16 protein-coding genes are annotated in these 16,949 nt (G+C 72.3%); 12 read left to right on the top strand and 4 right to left on the bottom strand.

Translation table 11 applies throughout. The features are described 5' to 3' along the window. Positions 1 to 16: 16 nt before the first annotated feature. On the bottom strand, positions 17 to 2,221 hold the full coding sequence (locus tag ABD286_RS00100; protein ID WP_344189052.1) for an MMPL family transporter: 2,205 nt from the start codon (positions 2,219 to 2,221) through the stop codon (positions 17 to 19). 19 nt (positions 2,222 to 2,240) lie between these two features. Here ABD286_RS00100 and ABD286_RS00105 point away from each other — a divergent pair, with 19 nt between their 5' ends. After that, a complete protein-coding gene (locus tag ABD286_RS00105; RefSeq protein WP_425565293.1) occupies positions 2,241 to 3,659 on the top strand; it encodes a replication-associated recombination protein A in 1,419 nt (472 codons plus the stop codon). A gap of 82 nt (positions 3,660 to 3,741) precedes the next feature. Here the strand turns inward: ABD286_RS00105 and ABD286_RS00110 are convergent, their stop codons facing one another. Then, complete coding sequence (locus tag ABD286_RS00110) at positions 3,742 to 4,146, bottom strand: hypothetical protein (protein WP_344189054.1); 405 nt, start codon at positions 4,144 to 4,146, stop codon at positions 3,742 to 3,744. A 4-nt stretch (positions 4,147 to 4,150) separates the two neighbouring features. Between ABD286_RS00110 and ABD286_RS00115 the strand changes: the two genes are divergently transcribed. The 10 genes from ABD286_RS00115 (at position 4,151) to aroB (ending at position 13,833) form a co-directional block, all read left to right on the top strand. Then, entirely contained in the window at positions 4,151 to 4,534 is a 384-nt protein-coding gene (locus ABD286_RS00115; protein WP_344193174.1) for a DUF948 domain-containing protein, read from the top strand. A gap of 5 nt (positions 4,535 to 4,539) precedes the next feature. Next, a complete protein-coding gene (locus tag ABD286_RS00120; RefSeq protein WP_344189056.1) occupies positions 4,540 to 4,863 on the top strand; it encodes a DUF6167 family protein in 324 nt (107 codons plus the stop codon). 111 nt (positions 4,864 to 4,974) lie between these two features. Continuing rightward, entirely contained in the window at positions 4,975 to 7,677 is a 2,703-nt protein-coding gene (alaS, locus tag ABD286_RS00125) for an alanine--tRNA ligase (RefSeq protein WP_344189058.1), read from the top strand. Positions 7,678 to 7,690: 13 nt separating this feature from the next. Beyond that, positions 7,691 to 8,218, top strand: coding sequence for a Holliday junction resolvase RuvX (ruvX, locus tag ABD286_RS00130; protein WP_344189060.1), 528 nt, complete (start codon positions 7,691 to 7,693; stop codon positions 8,216 to 8,218). Further along, a complete protein-coding gene (gene mltG / locus ABD286_RS00135; protein WP_344189062.1) occupies positions 8,215 to 9,414 on the top strand; it encodes an endolytic transglycosylase MltG in 1,200 nt (399 codons plus the stop codon). Before ruvX ends, mltG begins: the two co-directional genes overlap by 4 nt. Then, positions 9,387 to 10,226, top strand: a complete 840-nt coding sequence (locus ABD286_RS00140) for a shikimate dehydrogenase (RefSeq protein ID WP_344189064.1) — start codon at positions 9,387 to 9,389, stop codon at positions 10,224 to 10,226. The genes mltG and ABD286_RS00140 overlap by 28 nt, the downstream gene beginning before the upstream one ends. Then, on the top strand, positions 10,223 to 10,918 hold the full coding sequence (locus tag ABD286_RS00145) for a prepilin peptidase (protein WP_344189066.1): 696 nt from the start codon (positions 10,223 to 10,225) through the stop codon (positions 10,916 to 10,918). Before ABD286_RS00140 ends, ABD286_RS00145 begins: the two co-directional genes overlap by 4 nt. Before the next feature lie 37 nt (positions 10,919 to 10,955). Continuing rightward, the gene (gene aroC, locus ABD286_RS00150; RefSeq protein ID WP_344189068.1) at positions 10,956 to 12,179 is read left to right on the top strand and encodes a chorismate synthase; all 1,224 of its coding nucleotides are present in this window, start codon (positions 10,956 to 10,958) and stop codon (positions 12,177 to 12,179) included. A gap of 26 nt (positions 12,180 to 12,205) precedes the next feature. Beyond that, positions 12,206 to 12,733, top strand: coding sequence for a shikimate kinase (locus tag ABD286_RS00155; protein ID WP_344189070.1), 528 nt, complete (start codon positions 12,206 to 12,208; stop codon positions 12,731 to 12,733). Next, entirely contained in the window at positions 12,730 to 13,833 is a 1,104-nt protein-coding gene (gene aroB / locus ABD286_RS00160) for a 3-dehydroquinate synthase (RefSeq protein ID WP_344189072.1), read from the top strand. Before ABD286_RS00155 ends, aroB begins: the two co-directional genes overlap by 4 nt. A 63-nt stretch (positions 13,834 to 13,896) precedes the next feature. Here aroB and ABD286_RS00165 read toward each other — a convergent pair whose 3' ends face one another. Further along, positions 13,897 to 15,234 carry a lamin tail domain-containing protein gene (locus tag ABD286_RS00165; protein WP_344189075.1) on the bottom strand — a complete coding sequence of 446 codons (1,338 nt, stop codon included), beginning with the start codon at positions 15,232 to 15,234 and terminating at the stop codon, positions 13,897 to 13,899. Between the two features lie 194 nt (positions 15,235 to 15,428). Here ABD286_RS00165 and ABD286_RS00170 point away from each other — a divergent pair, with 194 nt between their 5' ends. After that, positions 15,429 to 16,409 carry a peptidase associated/transthyretin-like domain-containing protein gene (locus ABD286_RS00170; RefSeq protein WP_344189077.1) on the top strand — a complete coding sequence of 327 codons (981 nt, stop codon included), beginning with the start codon at positions 15,429 to 15,431 and terminating at the stop codon, positions 16,407 to 16,409. Positions 16,410 to 16,440: 31 nt separating this feature from the next. Here the strand turns inward: ABD286_RS00170 and ABD286_RS00175 are convergent, their stop codons facing one another. After that, positions 16,441 to 16,935 (bottom strand): GNAT family N-acetyltransferase, encoded by a 495-nt coding sequence (locus ABD286_RS00175; RefSeq protein ID WP_344189080.1) that lies wholly within the window; start codon positions 16,933 to 16,935, stop codon positions 16,441 to 16,443. Positions 16,936 to 16,949 lie beyond the last annotated feature (14 nt).

Raw genomic sequence — 16,949 nt, forward strand, 5'->3', positions numbered from 1 at the left:
CTCCTTCGGATGCGGCTCACTCGGTGATGCCGAACCGTGCGTGCCACCTCTTGAGTCGCGCAGGGGCCCACCAGTTCCAGTCGCCGAGCAGCGCCATCGTCGCAGGGACGAGCAGCATGCGGACCAGCGTCGCGTCGAGGAGCACCGCCACGGCCAGGCCGACGCCGGTCTCCTTGATGATGAGCAGCTGCCCGGCGACGAACCCGGAGAACACGATGACGACGAGGACCGCCGCCGACGTGATGATGCGCCCGGACCGTTGCAGCCCGGCGATGACGGCCTCGTCGTTGCCGACGCCGCGCTCGTGCAGCTCGACGATGCGCGACAGCAGGAACACCTCGTAGTCCATCGAGAGCCCGAACCCGAACGCCAGCACCAGCATCGGGATCGTCGACTCGATCGCGCCGACCGAGTCGAACCCCAGCAGCCCCTGCAGGTGCCCGTCCTGGAACACCCAGACGACCACACCGAGGCTGGCGCCGAGGGACACGACGTTCATGAGCAGCGCCTTGACGGGGATGACCACCGAGCCGGTCATGAGGAAGAGGAGCACCAGTGTGGCCAGTGCCACGAGCGCAAAGGCGTATGGCGCGCGCTCCCTCAGCGAGTCGGTGAAGTCCCGCAGCCCGGACGCCTGCCCGATCACCTTGGTGGGGAAGTCGGGACGGTCGGCGCGCAGGGCGGTGACGGCGTCGCGGGCACCGTCGTCGAGCGGACCCCCCGGGGTGTCGATGGCGACGAGGCTCAGCGCGTCGTTCACCGTCTCGACCCGCCCCGTGAGGCGGGTCCCGTCGACGACGGGCAGCGCGGCCGCATACGCCTGCGCCTGCTCGGGGGTCGCGGTGGCGACGACCTGGACGTCGGGGCCGGCGAGCTGCGGGTAGCGCGCCTCGAGGGTGGTGAAGAACTCGCGCTGCGGCGCACTGACCGGCAACAGCTCCTTGCCGGAGGAGGTGAGGCGCAGGTCGAACGCCGGGGCTGCCAGGGTCCCGAGGACGGCGAGCACCGCGATGATGACGAGCAACGGGCGGCGGAACACCCAGGTCGCCAGCCGCGAGAACACCCCCTCCTCGGGGGCCTGCTCGGTGCCACGCTTGAGCAGCCGCCTGGCGCCGACGACGCACAGGGCGGGTACGAGGGTCAGCGCGACGAGCATCGCCACGACGACCACGGACAGGCCGGCCGAGCCGATCGCCTTGAGGATCGAGGCCTCGAAGACGAGCAGGCCGCCCAGCGAGATGGCCACGGTCAGGCCGGAGAAGACGACGGTGCGGCCGGCCGAGTCGACGGTGCGGACGATGGCGGCCAGCACCTCCTCCTGGGTGATCTCCGAGGCGGGTCGTCCCTGCACCCGGGCGCGCAGCTCCTCGCGGAACCGGCTCACCGTGAGCAGGCCGTAGTCGATGCAGAGGCCGAGCCCGAGGACGGTGACGACGTTGACGACGGTCGCGTCGAGGTCGATGACGTGGGAGAAGCCGAGCAGGGAGGCGAGCGCGCCGGCGATCGAGGCGATGGCGCCGATGATCGGCATCCCCGCGGCGACGAACCCACCGAAGACGAGCACCATGACGAGGAAGCTGATCGGCAGCGCGATGCCCTCGCCGGCCCGCAGGTCCTTCTCGACCTGGGAGGTGATCGCCTCGATGAGGTCGGCCAGCCCGCCGGTGGTCCCGCGCGCCCCGGGGATGGCGGCGACGAGGTCGTCGAACTCGGCGTCCACCTGCTCCTGGGCGCGGTCGCGGGCGTCGCCCTCGAGGTCGGTGTCGAACGTCACCACCGCGGCGAACCCGTCACCGTCCGTCGGGAGCAGCGACCTCGCCTCGGGGCTGTCGATCCCGGCCGGCACGAGCTGGGGCGCGGCGACCGAGGCGACACCGTCGATGCCGGTGATCGCCGTGGCGGCGTCCCGGACGGCGGCGACCGTCGCCGGGGACGTGGCGTTGGCATCGGTGACCTGGAGCAGGTGGGTCGACGTCGCCGAACGACCTGCCGCCACGAGCTGGTCGCGCCCCTGGAGGTTCTCGCCTGCGACGGAGGGGTCGCCGGACTGGAGGCGCTCGAACAACGACTGGTTGCCGAGGGCGCCCGTCGCCCCGGCGAAGGACGCGACGACGGCGACCAGCCAGATGAGGACGACCGTCCGGGGGTGGCGTCCGACGAGGCCGCCGAGGCGGGACAGGGCTGAGGTCGACCGGTCGGGGTGGTCGGGCGCGTCGGTCACGGGGGATAGCCTGCCACCCGTGGTGACAGGTGACGGCGACGACCTCTTCGCGGCGGCCAGCGGCACGGCCGGCGGTCCGGGGTCGGCCGTCAGTGGCGGCCGGATGCCGTCCGGCGCGGCGCTGCCACCCCTGGCCGTCCGCATGCGCCCGGCCAACCTCGACGAGGTGCGCGGCCAGTCCTCGGTGCTGCGTCCGGGCAGCCCGCTGCGGCGGCTGATCGAGGGTTCGGCCGGGGCGGCAGGTCCGCTGTCGGCGATCATCTGGGGGCCGCCCGGGACGGGCAAGACGACCCTGGCCCACCTCGTGGCGACAGCAGCCGGACGGCGGTTCGTCGAGCTGTCGGCGGTCACCGCCGGCGTCAAGGACGTCCGCCAGGTCATGGAGCAGGCGGCCCGCGACCGCGACATGTACGACCGGCAGACGGTGCTGTTCCTCGACGAGATCCACCGCTTCACCAAGGCCCAGCAGGACGCCCTGCTCCCCGGTGTCGAGACGCGCCAGATCATCCTCGTCGCCGCCACCACCGAGAACCCGTCCTTCTCCGTCATCGCCCCGCTCCTGTCGCGGTCGATGCTCATCACGCTCGGGTCGCTGTCCGACGCCGAGGTCGCGGAGGTGCTGGCCTCGGCCGTCGCCGACGAACGCGGTCTGGCAGGGGAGTTCGCCCTGGCCGACGAGGCGAGCGAGCACCTCGTGCGGATCGCGGGCGGAGACGCCCGACGGGCCCTCACCTCGCTCGAGGCCGCCGCCGGGGTGGCGCTCGACGAGATCGCCCCCGGCGCCGAGGTCGACGGCCCGGTGCTCATCACCCTCGCGCACACCGAGCAGGCGGTGGCGTTCGCGAGCGTCCGCTACGACAAGACCGGCGACCAGCACTACGACGTCGCCTCCGCGCTCATCAAGTCGATGCGCGGCTCCGACGTCGACGCGGCGCTGCACTACCTGGCCAGGATGCTCGAGGCGGGGGAGGACCCGCGCTTCATCGCCCGTCGCATCGTCATCTCCGCCAGCGAGGACGTCGGCATGGGTGACCCGACCGCGCTGCAGACCTCGGTCGCCGCGATGCACGCGGTCGCCCAGATCGGGATGCCCGAGGCGCGGATCATCCTGGCCCAGGCGGTCGTCCACAACGCGCTCGCGCCCAAGAGCAACGCGGCATACACCGGGATCAACGAAGCCATCGCGGACGTGCGCGCCGGACGCGGCGGGGCCGTGCCCCCTCACCTGCGCGGCAGCGGGTATGCCGGCGCGACCCGGCTCGGGCACGGCGACGGCTACGTCTACGCCCACTCCGAGCCCGACGGGGTCGCGACGCAGGCGTACCTGCCCGACGACCTGCAGGGGAAGACCGACTACTACCGGCCGACCGACCGCGGGTTCGAGGAGCGCCTCGGCCCGCGCTGGGCCTGGCTCAAGTCGAGGATCCGCGGCACCTGACGGCTCCTCCCGACCGCCGGGTCCGGGTTGCGGCGTGCAGTGGCGGCGTCGTCACCGAGACATGAGCACGCGTGTCGCCGGGTTAGGCGGGCACTGCACGTCGCTCCTCCTGCGGCTGCGGGGGAGCTGGCGTTCCCGTGAGCTCGGCGACGAGCTGGGGCGTGAACCGCAGGGCCCGGACGCCGAGGGCGATGGCGCGCAGGGCGGAGTCGGCGACGGCCAGGGCCTGGTCGAACGGGAGCTTCAGGACGCAGTCGAGCACGTCGGCCACCGCGGGTGCGGGCAGGGCGACGGCGGTCTCCACCCCGCCAGCCTGCCGCGGACCTCCGCGCTCACCGGGGTTGTCCACAGGTCGCTCGCGAGGCGCCGACGTGCAGCGGCGAGCCCGGGTCGACAGCCGCAGCAGGACGCGACCCCAGCCCTCCGCCCACTGCACGTCGCTGCCGCGGGGCGACCCGTCGCCATACCCGGGTAGGGTTGCCGACATGGATGTGAGTCTGGGCGACATCGCCGGAATGATCGCGGCCCTGGCGTTCGCGTTCCTGGTCTTCAAACTGGGCAGCGTGATCGGCAAGGCCGGCAAGATCCTCGACGAGACGCGGGTCGGTCTGCGGACCACCACCGAGAACGTCCAGCCGACGCTGATCAAGCTCACCGACACGGTCAGCCTCACCAACGAGCAGCTCGCGCGGGTCGACGGCATCACGACCAACGTCTCCGCCATCACCACGAACGCCAGCGCTCTCACCGCCCTCTTCGCGGCGACCCTGGGCAGCCCGGTCGTCAAGGTCGCGGCCTTCACGTATGGCGTCCGGTCGGCCCTGAGCGGGGCGGGCACCAAGTCGACCGGTGGCCGTCGCCGCCGCAGGGGCTGATCGCCGTGGCACGACTCTTCTGGCTCGGTCTCGGTGCGGCCGCAGGCGTCTACGCCGTGCGCCGCGTCGGCAAGGCCGCTCAGGCCTACACGCCCGCCGGTGTCGCCGACGGGCTGTCCGACTTCGGTGACGGCCTGCGCGAGCTCGCCGCCGCCGTCCGCGAGGGCATGGCCGAGCGCGAGGGCGAGCTGCGGCTGGCCCTCGGCATCGACGCCGGTACCGCCGACGACCCCGAGGCGAGCGCAGCACGGCTCGACGCCGCCTCCGCACGGGCGCTGCTCGACGACCCCACGGGTCGTCGCGAGGACCGGGACCTCCGAGCTCGGTAGGGGCGTTCGCGCACCCGCGCGTCTCGTCCCCGCACACCGCTCACCCCTACCCGTACGATTCGTCATGCCCGCCCACTCCTCCAGGGCATGCGCAAAGGACTGAGTACATCCATGGAAACCGCCGAGATCAGGCGCCGCTTCCTCTCGTTCTACGAGAGCAAGGGCCACACGGTCGTCCCGTCGTCCCCGCTGGTCTACGACGACCCCAACCTGCTGTTCGTCAACGCAGGCATGGTGCCGTTCAAGCCCTACTTCCTCGGGCAGCAGACCCCGCCGTGGGACCGCGCCACGTCGGTGCAGAAGTGCGTCCGCACCGGTGACATCGAGGAGGTCGGCAAGACCTCCCGCCACGGCACGTTCTTCCAGATGAACGGCAACTTCTCCTTCGGCGACTACTTCAAGGAAGGCGCCATCCAGTTCGCCTGGGACCTCATCACGACGTCCCAAGACGAGGGTGGCTACGGCCTCGACGCCGACAAGATCTGGCCGACCGTCTACGAGGACGACGACGAGGGCTTCGACCTGTGGCACCGGATGATCGGTGTCCCCAAGGAGCGGATCACCCGTCGCGGCAAGCTCGACAACTACTGGCACATGGGCGTTCCCGGCCCCGGCGGTCCGTGCAGCGAGCTCTACCTCGACCGCGGCCCCGAGTACGGCCGCGAGGGTGGCCCGGCCGTCGACGAGGACCGCTACCTCGAGTTCTGGAACCTCGTCTTCATGCAGTACGAGCTGTCGGCCGTCCGCGCCAAGGACGACTTCGACATCGCCTCGGAGCTGCCGAAGAAGAACATCGACACCGGCATGGGCCTCGAGCGCATGGCCACCCTGCTCCAGGGCGTCGACAACCTCTACGAGATCGACGAGGTCTATCCCGTCCTCGACAGGGCCGCGGAGCTCACCGGCAAGAAGTACGGCGCCCACTCCGGCCACGCGGCCAGCGAGTCCCACCCCGACGACGTGCGCCTGCGCGTGGTCGCCGACCACGTCCGCTCGAGCCTCATGCTCATCGGCGACGGCGTCACCCCCGGCAACGAGGGCCGCGGCTACGTCCTGCGCCGGATGCTGCGCCGCGCGGTGCGCTCCATGCGCCTGCTCGGGTTCGACGAGCCCAGCCTCCCGCTGCTGCTGCCCGTCTCGGTCGAGCGGATGAAGAACTCCTACCCCGAGCTCGAGGCCGGCTTCGACCGGATCTCGCAGATCGCGTATGCCGAGGAGGAGGCCTTCCGTCGCACGCTCGCCTCGGGCACGACGATCCTCGACACCGCGGTGTCGCGCACCAAGTCCTCCGGCGGCACCACCCTGCCGGGCGACCAGGCGTTCCAGCTGCACGACACCTACGGCTTCCCGATCGACCTGACCCTGGAGATGGCGCAGGAGCAGGGCCTCGAGGTCGACCGCGCGGGTTTCACGCGCCTCATGCAGGAGCAGCGCGACCGCGCGAAGGCGGACGCCAAGTCCAAGAAGGGCGGGCACGCCAACACCGAGGTGTGGCGCGACCTGCGTGGGCTGGGTGCCACCGACTGGCGCGCGTACTCCGAGCTGACCAGCGAGGCGAAGATCGTCGGCCTCGTCGTCGACGGCGAGCGCGTCGAGGAGCTCGAGCCCGGCCAGCGCGGCCAGGTCGTCCTCGACCGGACGCCGTTCTACGCCGAGTCCGGTGGCCAGGTCGGCGACGAGGGCATCATCACCGCCGACGGCGCCCACCTGCGGGTCGTCGACGTCCAGCGCCCCGTCAAGGGCCTCGTCGCCCACACCGTCGAGGTGCTCACCGGCCCGGTCCGCTCGGGCCAGGACGTCTCGGCCGAGGTCGACCCCGAGTGGCGCGTCTCCGCGTGCCAGGCGCACTCCGGCACTCACGTGGTCCACGCGGCGTTGCGCCAGGTGCTCGGCCCGACGGCCCTGCAGTCCGGCTCCTACAACAAGCCCGGCTACCTGCGCCTCGACTTCGCTTGGGGCCAGTCCCTGTCGAGCGAGACCCGCAGCGAGATCGAGGAGGTCGCGAACCTCGCCGTCCGCCAGGACCTCCCCGTGTCGGCGCAGTTCATGACGCTGCCGCAGGCGCGCGAGTTCGGTGCGCTGGCGCTGTTCGGAGAGACCTACGACGAGCAGGTCCGCGTCATCGAGATCGGCGGCCCGTGGTCGCGCGAGCTCTGTGGTGGCACGCACGTCGGGCACTCCTCGCAGATCGGTGCGCTCTCGGTGACCGGTGAGTCCTCGGTCGGTTCCGGCGTGCGACGCCTCGAGGCGTTCGTCGGCATGGACGCCCTGCGCTACCTCGCCAAGGAGCGTGCGCTCGTCGCCGAGCTCACCGAGATCGTCAAGGTGCAGCCCGGCGAGCTCAAGGAGCGCATCGCCGCCCTGGTGGCGCGCGTGCGCGACGCCGAGCGCGAGCTGGAGAAGGTCCGCCGCGAGCAGGTGCAGGCCCAGACGGGCAAGCTCGTCGAGTACGCCCGTGACCTCGGTGGCATCAGGGTCCTCACCCACGACGCGGGTGACGGCGCCGGTGCCGACGACCTGCGCACCATGGCGCTGGACCTGCGCGGTCGTCTCGGTGACGCCACCCCGGTGGTCGTCGCCCTGACCGGTGTCGCCAAGGGGCGCCCCGGTGTCGTGGTCGCCACCAACGCCGGAGCCCGTGAGCGCGGTGTCAAGGCGGGGGCCCTCGTGCGCGTCGCTGCACAGACGCTCGGCGGTGGCGGCGGCGGCAAGGACGACCTCGCCCAGGGCGGTGGCACCGACCCGGCGAAGACCGGCGACGCGCTCGGACGGATCGACGCCGCGGTGCGCGATGCCGCCGGCATCACCGGCTGACGGCAGGACCACGGTGACGCAGGAGGCCACCAGGAACGGGGTGCGGGTCGGTGTCGACGTCGGCAGCGTCCGGGTCGGGGTGGCCTCCAGCGACCCGTCCGGTCTGTTGGCCACCCCGGTCCGCACCGTGGCCCGGGACCAGCAGGACCCTCCTGCCGCGGCGCCGACCGACCTCGAGGAGATCGCGGGCATCGTCGCCGACGCCTCGGCCATCGAGGTCGTGGTGGGCCTGCCGCGGACACTCGCGGGGGCCGAAGGTGCCGCTGCGCAGACCGCCCGCACGTATGCTGGGCGGCTGGCGGTCCGTATCGCCCCCGTGCCGGTGCGCCTGATCGACGAGCGCCTGACCACGGTCGATGCGCACCGCTCGCTCCGTGACAGCGGGGTCGACGGTCGCCGGCAGCGCGCGGTCATCGACCAGGCGGCGGCGGTCCTGATCCTGCAGGCCGCCCTCGACGCGGAGCGGGCCTCCGGGCGACCGCCCGGTGAGCTGGTCAGGACTGGTGGGCGCAAGCCCCGGACGAAGGACAGGCACCGATGACCGAGCCCCACCTGGAGCACTCGATCTTCGGGGGGCAGCACGACGACGGCCACGGGGGCCCTGACGGTCACGAGGACGGCTCCGCGCGCGCCCAGACCCGCGCCCAGACGCGACAGCGGACCCGCCCACCGCGGCGCAGGCACGGTCGTCGCCGCGGCATCCTCGTGGTGGCGCTGGCGATCGTCGCGCTCGCCGGCTTCGCGGCATACAGCGTCCTGCGTCCGGTGGTCGACGGGTTCCTGGAGAGCAACGACTATCCCGGCCCGGGCAGCACCGAGGTCCAGGTCGTCGTCAACGACGGCGACACCGGCCGCGCCATCGGGACCACCTTGGAGAAGGCCGATGTCGTGAAGTCGGCCAAGGCGTTCCTCGACGCGGCGTCGGCGGACTCCCGGTCGGCCTCCATCCAGCCCGGCACCTACACGCTCAAGAAGCAGATGACGGCCAAGGGCGCGCTCGCGGTCCTCGTCGACTCGGCCAACCGCAGCGTCCCGCGCGTGACGATCCGCGAGGGGCTCTGGAAGAACGAGATCTTCGCCGCCCTGTCCAAGGGCACCGGCGTGCCGGTGGCGGAGTACGTCAAGGCCGCCAAGGACGCCAAGGCGATCGGCCTCCCGGCGGTGGCGAAGGGCAACGTCGAGGGCTACCTCTTCCCCTCGACCTACGAGTTCCCCGCGAAGGCCACGGCCACCCAGCAGCTCAAGACCATGGTGACCAAGACGATCAGCGAGCTCGACTCCGCCGGGGTCGCCGAGAAGGACCGTGAGCGGACCCTCGTGGTGGCCTCCATCGTCGAGGGCGAGGTCAGCGGCGACGCCGACCGCGGCAAGGTCGCCCGGGTGATCGAGAACCGCCTGCGCACCTCCGGTGCCCCGAACTACGGCCTGCTCCAGATGGACTCGACGGTCCACTACGCGGTGCAGAAGCGCGGCCGGGCCGGCACGAGCGACGCCGACCGGCAGAGCACCAGCCCCTACAACACGTACAAGAAGCAGGGTCTGCCGCCGGCGCCGATCAACAGCCCCGGCGCTGCCTCGATCGAGGCCGCCGCGGCTCCTGCCGACGGCACGTGGCTGTTCTTCGTCACCGTCGACCCCGACACCGGTGAGACCAAGTTCGCGACGACGTCGGCGGAGCACGACCGCAACGTGCAGGAGTTCCAGCAGTGGTGCCGGGACCACCCGGACCGGTGCTGAACGCCGCCGTCCTCGGGCGGCCGGTCTCCCACTCCCTGTCGCCGCTGCTGCACACCACCGGCTACCGCGTGCTGGGCCTGCCCGACTGGACGTATGGCGCGCACGACCTCGGCGCCGACGACCTGGCCGCGTGGGTGCGGGGTCGTGACGAGACCTGGCGCGGGCTCAGCCTGACCATGCCGCTCAAGGAGGCAGCCTTCGCCGTGGCGGACACCGTCTCGGAGACGGCGCGGCTGACGGGTTCGGTCAACACCCTCGTGCGCCGCGACGACCTCGGCTGGGACGCCCACAACACCGACGTGCACGGCCTCGTCGCGGCGCTGGGCCACGTCGACCACGGCGGTGCCGTGACCCTGCTGGGCTCTGGCGCCACGGCGCGGTCGGCGGCTGTCGCGCTGGCCCAGCTCGGCGTCACCGACGTGCGCGTGGCCGCCCGCAACCTCGCGACCAGCACCGAGGTCGTCGCCCTGCTGGACTCGCTCGGCGTGCACGCCGTCCCGGGCACCCTCGACGACTGGGCGCAGGAACGGCGCCGTCTCGTGCTGTCCACCCTGCCGCCCGCGGCCGGGGGAGCAGTGGCCGCCACCCTCCTGGCGGCCGGCACGACGTTCGAGGGGGCCACCCTGTTCGACGTGGTCTACGCCGGGTGGCCGACCGAGCTGGCCCGCACCGCGGTCTCGGCGGGGTTCGACGTCGTGAGCGGGTTGGAGATGCTCGTCCACCAAGCCGCGCGCCAGTTCGAGCTGTTCACCGGCAGCGCCGCCCCGATCGACGCCATGCTCGCCGCAGGCCGCGAGGCGCTGGGCCGATGATCGTCCGTGTCGCCGGGGCCGGCACCCCGGTGTGGTTCGTCGTGCTGCTGGGCGTGGTCGGCCTCGTCGTCGGCGGGTTGACCGGTCGGCGCCTCGCCGACGGCGGGTACCGCACCGAGTACGACGAGGCCGGTGCGCTGCCCCGGGTCTGGTGGTGGCCGGCGCCCGTGCTGGCCCTGCTGTGGGCGTTCCTGGGCTGGCGCCTCGGCGACTACGCCGGGTGGGCCGCCCTGCCTGCCTTCCTGCTGTTCGCCTGGCTCACGGTGGGCCTGGTCTGGATCGACGCCGACGTGCACCGGCTCCCCGACGGACTGGTCCTCCCGGCCTACCCCGCCCTGCTGGTCCTGCTGCTGGTGGCGACCCTGGGCCTGGGGGACTGGCGGGCCCTGTGGCGGGCACTGGCCTGCCTCGCCGTCGTCTTCGGGGTCTTCTTCCTCATGAACCTCGTGTCGCCCGCCTCGCTCGGGTTCGGCGACGTGAAGCTGTCCGGGCTGATCGGCCTGCTGCTGGGCTGGCTCGGGGTGCAGGAGGCGGTGACGGGCGTGGTGGCCGGGTTCCTCGTGGGGGGAGTGGTGGCGCTGGTCATGCTCGTCGCCCAGCGGGTCGGCCTGCGCTCGCACATCGCCTACGGTCCCTCGCTCCTGCTCGGCACCTTCCTCGCGCTGGCGTTCGAGTACCAGCTGGTGGCCTAGGGGGAAGGGCCCGGAGGGTGCGTGGGAGGATCGACGCATGCTTCGCTGGTTGACCGCAGGTGAGTCCCACGGCCCGGCCCTCCTCGCGACGATCGAGGGCCTGCCCGCGGGGGTCGAGGTGACCTCCAAGGACGTCGCCGCCGCCCTCGCCCGTCGTCGTCTCGGCTTCGGCCGCGGTGCCCGGATGAAGTTCGAGCAGGACGAGGTGGAGTTCCTCGGCGGACTGCGCCACGGGGTGACGATGGGTTCGCCGCTGGCGATCCGGATCGGCAACACCGAGTGGCCGAAGTGGGAGACCGTGATGTCGCCCGACCCCGTCTCCGACGAGGCGTATGCAGCGTCCGACGACGTGAACGCGGAGAAGGAGGTCGCGCGCAACCGGCCGCTGACCCGTCCGCGCCCCGGCCACGCCGACCTCGTCGGCATGCAGAAGTACGGCTTCGACGACGCTCGCCCGGTGCTGGAGCGGGCCTCGGCGCGGGAGACCGCTGCCCGCGTCGCCCTCGGTGAGGTCGCCGCGCGTTTCCTCGAGCAGGCCTACGGCATCCGCCTGGTCTCCCACACCGTCGCCATCGGCACGGCCGGCGTCTCCGACGACGCCGAGCTGCCGACCCCCGACCAGGTCGAGCAGATCGACGCCGACCCGGTGCGCACCCTCGACGCCCAAGGCTCGGCCGCCATGGTGGCCGAGGTCGAGGCAGCCAAGAAGGACGGTGACACCCTCGGCGGCGTGGTCGAGGTGCTGGCCTACGGGCTGCCCCCCGGCCTGGGCTCGCACGTCCACTGGGACCGTCGGCTGGATTCGCAGCTGGCCGGTGCCCTCATGGGCATCCAGGCCATCAAGGGCGTCGAGGTGGGCGACGGCTTCCGTACCGCTGCCCGCCGCGGCTCGGCCGCCCACGACGAGATGGAGCGCGACGCCGACGGCACCATCCGCCGGCGGACCGGCCGCGCCGGCGGCACCGAGGGCGGCATGTCCACGGGTCAGGTGCTGCGCGTCCGCGCCGCCATGAAGCCCATCTCGACCGTCCCGCGGGCCCTCGACACGATCGACACCACCGGGGCCGAGGCGGCCAAGGCGATCCACCAGCGCTCCGACGTCTGCGCGGTCCCCGCGGCCGGCGTCGTGGCCGAGGCCATGGTCGCGCTCGTCCTTGCCCAGGCCTGCGTCGAGAAGTTCGGCGGCGACTCGGTGACCGAGACCGCACGCAACCACGCGGCATACCTCGCGGCGATCCCCGAGGCGATGCGGACGTGGTGACCTCCGCCCCGACGGGGGGCGCCCCCGTGCGCCCTCTCGCCGTCGTCATCGGCCCGCCCGGCGCCGGGAAGAGCACGGTGGGCCGACGCCTCGCTGCTGCCCTTGGAGTCCGTTGGCACGACACGGATTCCGCGATCGAGGCCGCCCAGGGTGCCACGATCTCCGACCTGTTCGTCGACCACGGTGAGGCCCACTTCCGCGCGCTGGAGCGTGCCGAGGTCGCCCACGCCCTGACCGGGGGCGACGTGGTCGTGTCCCTCGGCGGCGGAGCGCCGATGGACCCCGAGACCCAGACCCTGCTCGCCGGCCACACGGTGGTGTTCCTCGACGTGGGGATCGCCGATGCCGCGCGCAGGATCGGGTTCGAGGGCAACCGACCGCTGCTGATGATGAACCCCCGCGCGAGCTGGACCAAGATGATGAACGAGCGCCGCGACACCTACCAGCGCCTCGCGACGATCCGGGTCGACACGGCAGGGCGCAAGCCCGCGGAGATCGTGGCCGAGGTCGTCGCCGCGCTCGGCCGCACCACCGCCACCGAGGAGCAGTCATGAGTGACGCGACGCGCATCAGCGTCGGCGGGCAGTACGACGTCGTCATCGGGACCGGGCTGCTCGACGAGCTGCCCGGCCTGGTCGGGGAGGGGGTGCAGCGCGTCCTCGTGATCCACCCGCGGGCCCTGGCCACCACCGGCGAGGCCGTGCGGGAGGACTTGTCCGCCAAGGGGTTCGAGGCGTATGCCGCCGAGGTCCCCGACGCGGAGGAGGCCAAGACCGCGCAGGTCGCCGCCTTCCTCTGGGGCGTCCTGGGCCAGGCCGGCTTCACCCGCTCCGACGCGATCGTCAGCGTCGGCGGGGGAGCGACCACGGACCTGGCGGGGTTCGTCGCCGCCACCTGGCTGCGCGGGATCAGGGTCGTGCACGTGCCTACGACGCTGCTGGCGATGGTCGACGCGGCGGTCGGCGGCAAGACCGGGATCAACACCACCGAGGGCAAGAACCTCGTCGGCGCCTTCCACGAGCCGGCCGGGGTGCTGTGCGACCTCGCCACGCTGGAGACGTTGCCCCAGCACGACTTCACCGCCGGACTGGCCGAGGTCGTCAAGTGCGGGTTCGTCGCCGACCCGGTCATCCTCGACCTCGTCGAGGCCGACCCGGTGGGCGTGCGCTCACCCTCCGGTGCCCACGTCCGGGAGCTCATCGAGCGTGCGGTCCGGGTCAAGGCCGACATCGTCGCGCAGGACCTCAAGGAGTCGTCGCTGCGCGAGGTCCTCAACTACGGCCACACCTTCGGTCACGCCGTCGAGCACGTCGAGCGCTACGCCTTCCGCCACGGCGCCGCCGTCTCGATCGGCATGGTCTACGTCGCCGAGCTCGCCCGCCTCGCCGGCAAGATGGACGACGCCCTCGTCGACCGGCACCGCTCGGTCCTCACCTCGCTCGGCCTGCCCGTGACCTACCGCGGGGACCGCTGGCCTCAGCTGCTCGACGCCATGAAGCGCGACAAGAAGTCCCGTGGGTCGCTGCTGCGGTTCGTCGTGCTGAACGGGCTGGCCAGGCCGGTGCGCCTGGAGGGGCCGGACCCGGCGATCCTGCAGGCGGCCTACGCGGAGGTCAGTGCCGAGGTCACCCGCGGCGGAGCCATCTCGCTCTGAGCGGACCCAGAGCCGGCCAGGGCCGGCCAGGGCCGGCTCAGGGCTGGGGGACGGGCGCCGTGGTCAGCAGGCGCCGGTGCCCCACGCCTTGCAGGCGATGCGGATGCCGTCGGCGGTCCGCAGGTCGGCCGAGCTGCCGGTGTTGGACAAGATCGGCTTGGTGTTGCCCCAGAAGTTCTGCAGGCGGGTGTTGGTGCCCTTGCCGTTGCGCAGGACGAAGATCTCGCCCGGCTTCACGACCGTGCCCCGAGGGATCTCGTAGGTGTACCCGTTGCTGTGGATGGTCTGGTACGACAGGTCGATCGACGTGCTGCCGGTCGTGTACGCGGTCACGTACTCGCCGTTGAGGTTGTCCGCGTCCACGCCGGGGGCGTCCTGCTGGGCGTTCATCCGCACCCGGCCCGCCAGCGGGGTGGTGCAGGCGTAGAAGCACGGGTAGATCGACCAGGCGCGCACGTCGCCGTCACGGTCGAAGAGGTAGGCGCCGCTACCGTACTTGTTGGCCGCGATGCTGGCGTTGGGGAACTTGGGGGTGCTGCTGCCCCAGTAGAACGTCGTCGACGTGGCCGTGCCCTTGCCCACCCTCAGGGTGAGCAGCCCGCCGGCCGGGACCACCGCGGTCGACGGGAACGTGTAGGAGTCCTGGCCTCCGGTACGCAGCTGCCAGCCCGCGACGGACAGTGCGGTGCCGCTGCTGTTGAGGACACGCACCCACTCGCCGTTGACGTTGGTGGAGTCGTCGCCGTTCGCGTCCCAGCTGACCCAGACCTTCAGAGGCGTGCTCTGGGACGGCCCGGAGCGGCAGTAGTCCGTGTCCCACAGGTTGGTGCGGGCCGCGGCGGCCTGCTGGGCGGCGGTGAAGTAGGACTTCCAGCGGGTGGCGTCCCCGGCGAGGATGACGGGGAGGGCGTGCCCCGCCTTGAGCTGGGCGAGCTGGGTGTCGACCCAACCGGTGCTCGTCGACACGTCGATGTGGCGGACGGGACGGCCCAGGCTGGAGGCGCTGGTGGCGTTCGTCGTCATGCGCAGGCGCTTGCCGGCCACGAGGCGGTTCATCGACGCGGTCGCCTCGGCGGCGTGGCAGCTGCCGATCTCCATCGTCTGGATGCCGGTGTTGCGCACGTGCGGCGGGGTGAGGGTGCTCGGGTCGCCGTCGACCCTGACCGCCACGGTGTCGCCGTCGACGGTGTGGTCGTAGGTCCCGTAGGTCACCGTCGCGGCCCACACCTTCGAGGTGGTGGCCGCCGAGGCGATCGACCCGGTCGCGAGCAGCGCAGCCGCGCAGGTGAGTCCGAGCGCGGCGGCCAGGGGGCCGCGGGCCGGACCACGACGTCGGCGACCGGGGCGGTCTTGCCGTGGGACGCGAGTGCGGGCGGGGCGGGGGACGATGCGGTCTGGCACGAGGAGCTCCGGGGACTGGCGGGGTCGACGCGTGCGGGGGAGGTGGGGGGTGCGCCGACGACAGCCATGGTGACACCCGTTCGGGAAGATCGAGGCAGCCGCGGGCAAACGTGGCCAAACGGGGGAGGAGCCCTCACAGGCAGGGCACAGTGACGACACAGGGCGCGCCGTGGTCAGCCGTCCACCATCGACTCATGAGCACCCCGACCCAGCCCCCGTCCCGCACCACGTCGACCAGCGCCACGCCGAGCACGGCCGCGAGCGCCTCGGTCACGGCCGTCCACGCCGTGCCCGAGGAGGACCACGGCGTCGACCACTTCGGCCACCCGCACGACGACCGGCACGACCGTGGGCTCGAGTTCGACGTGGCCACCCTGCTGGGCCGGCGCGGGATGCTCGGCCTGCTTGGAGCGCTCGGCGCCGGTGCCGCGCTCGCAGCCTGCGGCACCCCGGCCGGGTCGAGCGCGACCCCCTCCTCGACGGCGTCGTCCTCCTCGACGAGCAGCTCGAGCTCGTCCACCGCCTCGGCGACCGCCGGTGCCACGCCACAGGCCGAGGTGCCCGACGAGACCGGCGGGCCCTACCCCGGTGACGGGTCGAACGGCCCCAACGTCCTGGACGACTTGGGCATCGTCCGCTCCGACATCACGAGCAGCTTCGGCACCTCGACGACCACGGCGGAAGGCATCCCGCTGACGATCAACCTCACGGTCACCGACGCCGGCAACGGCTACGCGGCGATGGAGGGGGCAGCGGTCTACCTGTGGCACTGCAACCGTGACGGCCAGTACTCGATGTACTCCCAGGGCGTGGAGGACGAGAACTACCTGCGCGGGGTGCAGGCCACCAACGCGTCGGGGACCGCTACGTACACGAGCATCTTCCCCGCGGCATACGACGGACGCTGGCCGCACATCCACTTCGAGGTGTACTCCTCGGTCGACGACGCGACCAGCAGCGGCCAGATCGTCAAGACCTCGCAGATCGCGCTTCCGGAGGCGGCCTGCACCGAGGTGTATGCCACCACCGGGTACGAGGCGAGCGTCGCGAACCTCGCGCGCACCTCCCTCACGCAGGACATGGTGTTCGGCAACGACGGCGGGATCTACCAGCTCGCGACGGTCACCGGGAACACCACGGACGGCTACGTCGCCAACCTCACCATCGGCGTGTGACCCGGCCCGCGACGACCGGTATGGCGCCGCGTCAGGGGAGGCGGCGCACCATACGGCGCTCGCGGCGGCCCGAGGTCGCGTCGGTGACCAGGTCGTCGGTGGTGACCCAGCCCGCGCGTTCGTACACCGCGGCCGCGCGGGAGTTGTCGTCGATGACCCACAGCTCGAGCTGGTCCCTCCCGACAAACCCGGCGTGGTCGTCGACCGCGGCCAACAGGACGCCGGCGACGCCCCTGCCCCAGGCGTCCGGGTCCACGGCGAGGTAGTAGAGCTCCCAGGCGCTCGGTGTGGGGGCGCCGAGCGCGAACCCCACGACCGCGTCGTCGTCGCGGGCGACGAGGATGACCGATCCCTCGAGCACCAACCGGCGACGGACACCTGCGACCGCCTTCTCGACGACGCTCGTGCCGGGCTCGGACCGGTTGTCGCGCCGTGCCGCCGCCCGCGCCCAGACGCCGGCGGCGACGTGGACGATGTCGTCCGGCACCTCGAGGCCGGCGGGGTGGCCGTAGGTGACGACGTGCATTGGCACCACCGGCG

Source organism: Pedococcus aerophilus (assembly GCF_039532215.1).
Lineage (GTDB): Bacteria > Actinomycetota > Actinomycetes > Actinomycetales > Dermatophilaceae > Pedococcus > Pedococcus aerophilus.

Bases quoted from the DNA above. Each gene is read 5' to 3' on its own strand.
- ABD286_RS00170 (WP_344189077.1), top strand. From the start codon at position 15,429: ATGAGCACCCCGACCCAGCCCCCGTCCCGCACCACGTCGACCAGCGCC.
- ABD286_RS00175 (WP_344189080.1), bottom strand. From the start codon at position 16,935: ATGCACGTCGTCACCTACGGCCACCCCGCCGGCCTCGAGGTGCCGGAC.
- ABD286_RS00110 (WP_344189054.1), bottom strand. From the start codon at position 4,146: ATGTCGGCAACCCTACCCGGGTATGGCGACGGGTCGCCCCGCGGCAGC.
- mltG (WP_344189062.1), top strand. From the start codon at position 8,215: ATGACCGAGCCCCACCTGGAGCACTCGATCTTCGGGGGGCAGCACGAC.
- alaS (WP_344189058.1), top strand. From the start codon at position 4,975: ATGGAAACCGCCGAGATCAGGCGCCGCTTCCTCTCGTTCTACGAGAGC.
- aroC (WP_344189068.1), top strand. From the start codon at position 10,956: ATGCTTCGCTGGTTGACCGCAGGTGAGTCCCACGGCCCGGCCCTCCTC.
- ABD286_RS00145 (WP_344189066.1), top strand. From the start codon at position 10,223: ATGATCGTCCGTGTCGCCGGGGCCGGCACCCCGGTGTGGTTCGTCGTG.
- aroB (WP_344189072.1), top strand. From the start codon at position 12,730: ATGAGTGACGCGACGCGCATCAGCGTCGGCGGGCAGTACGACGTCGTC.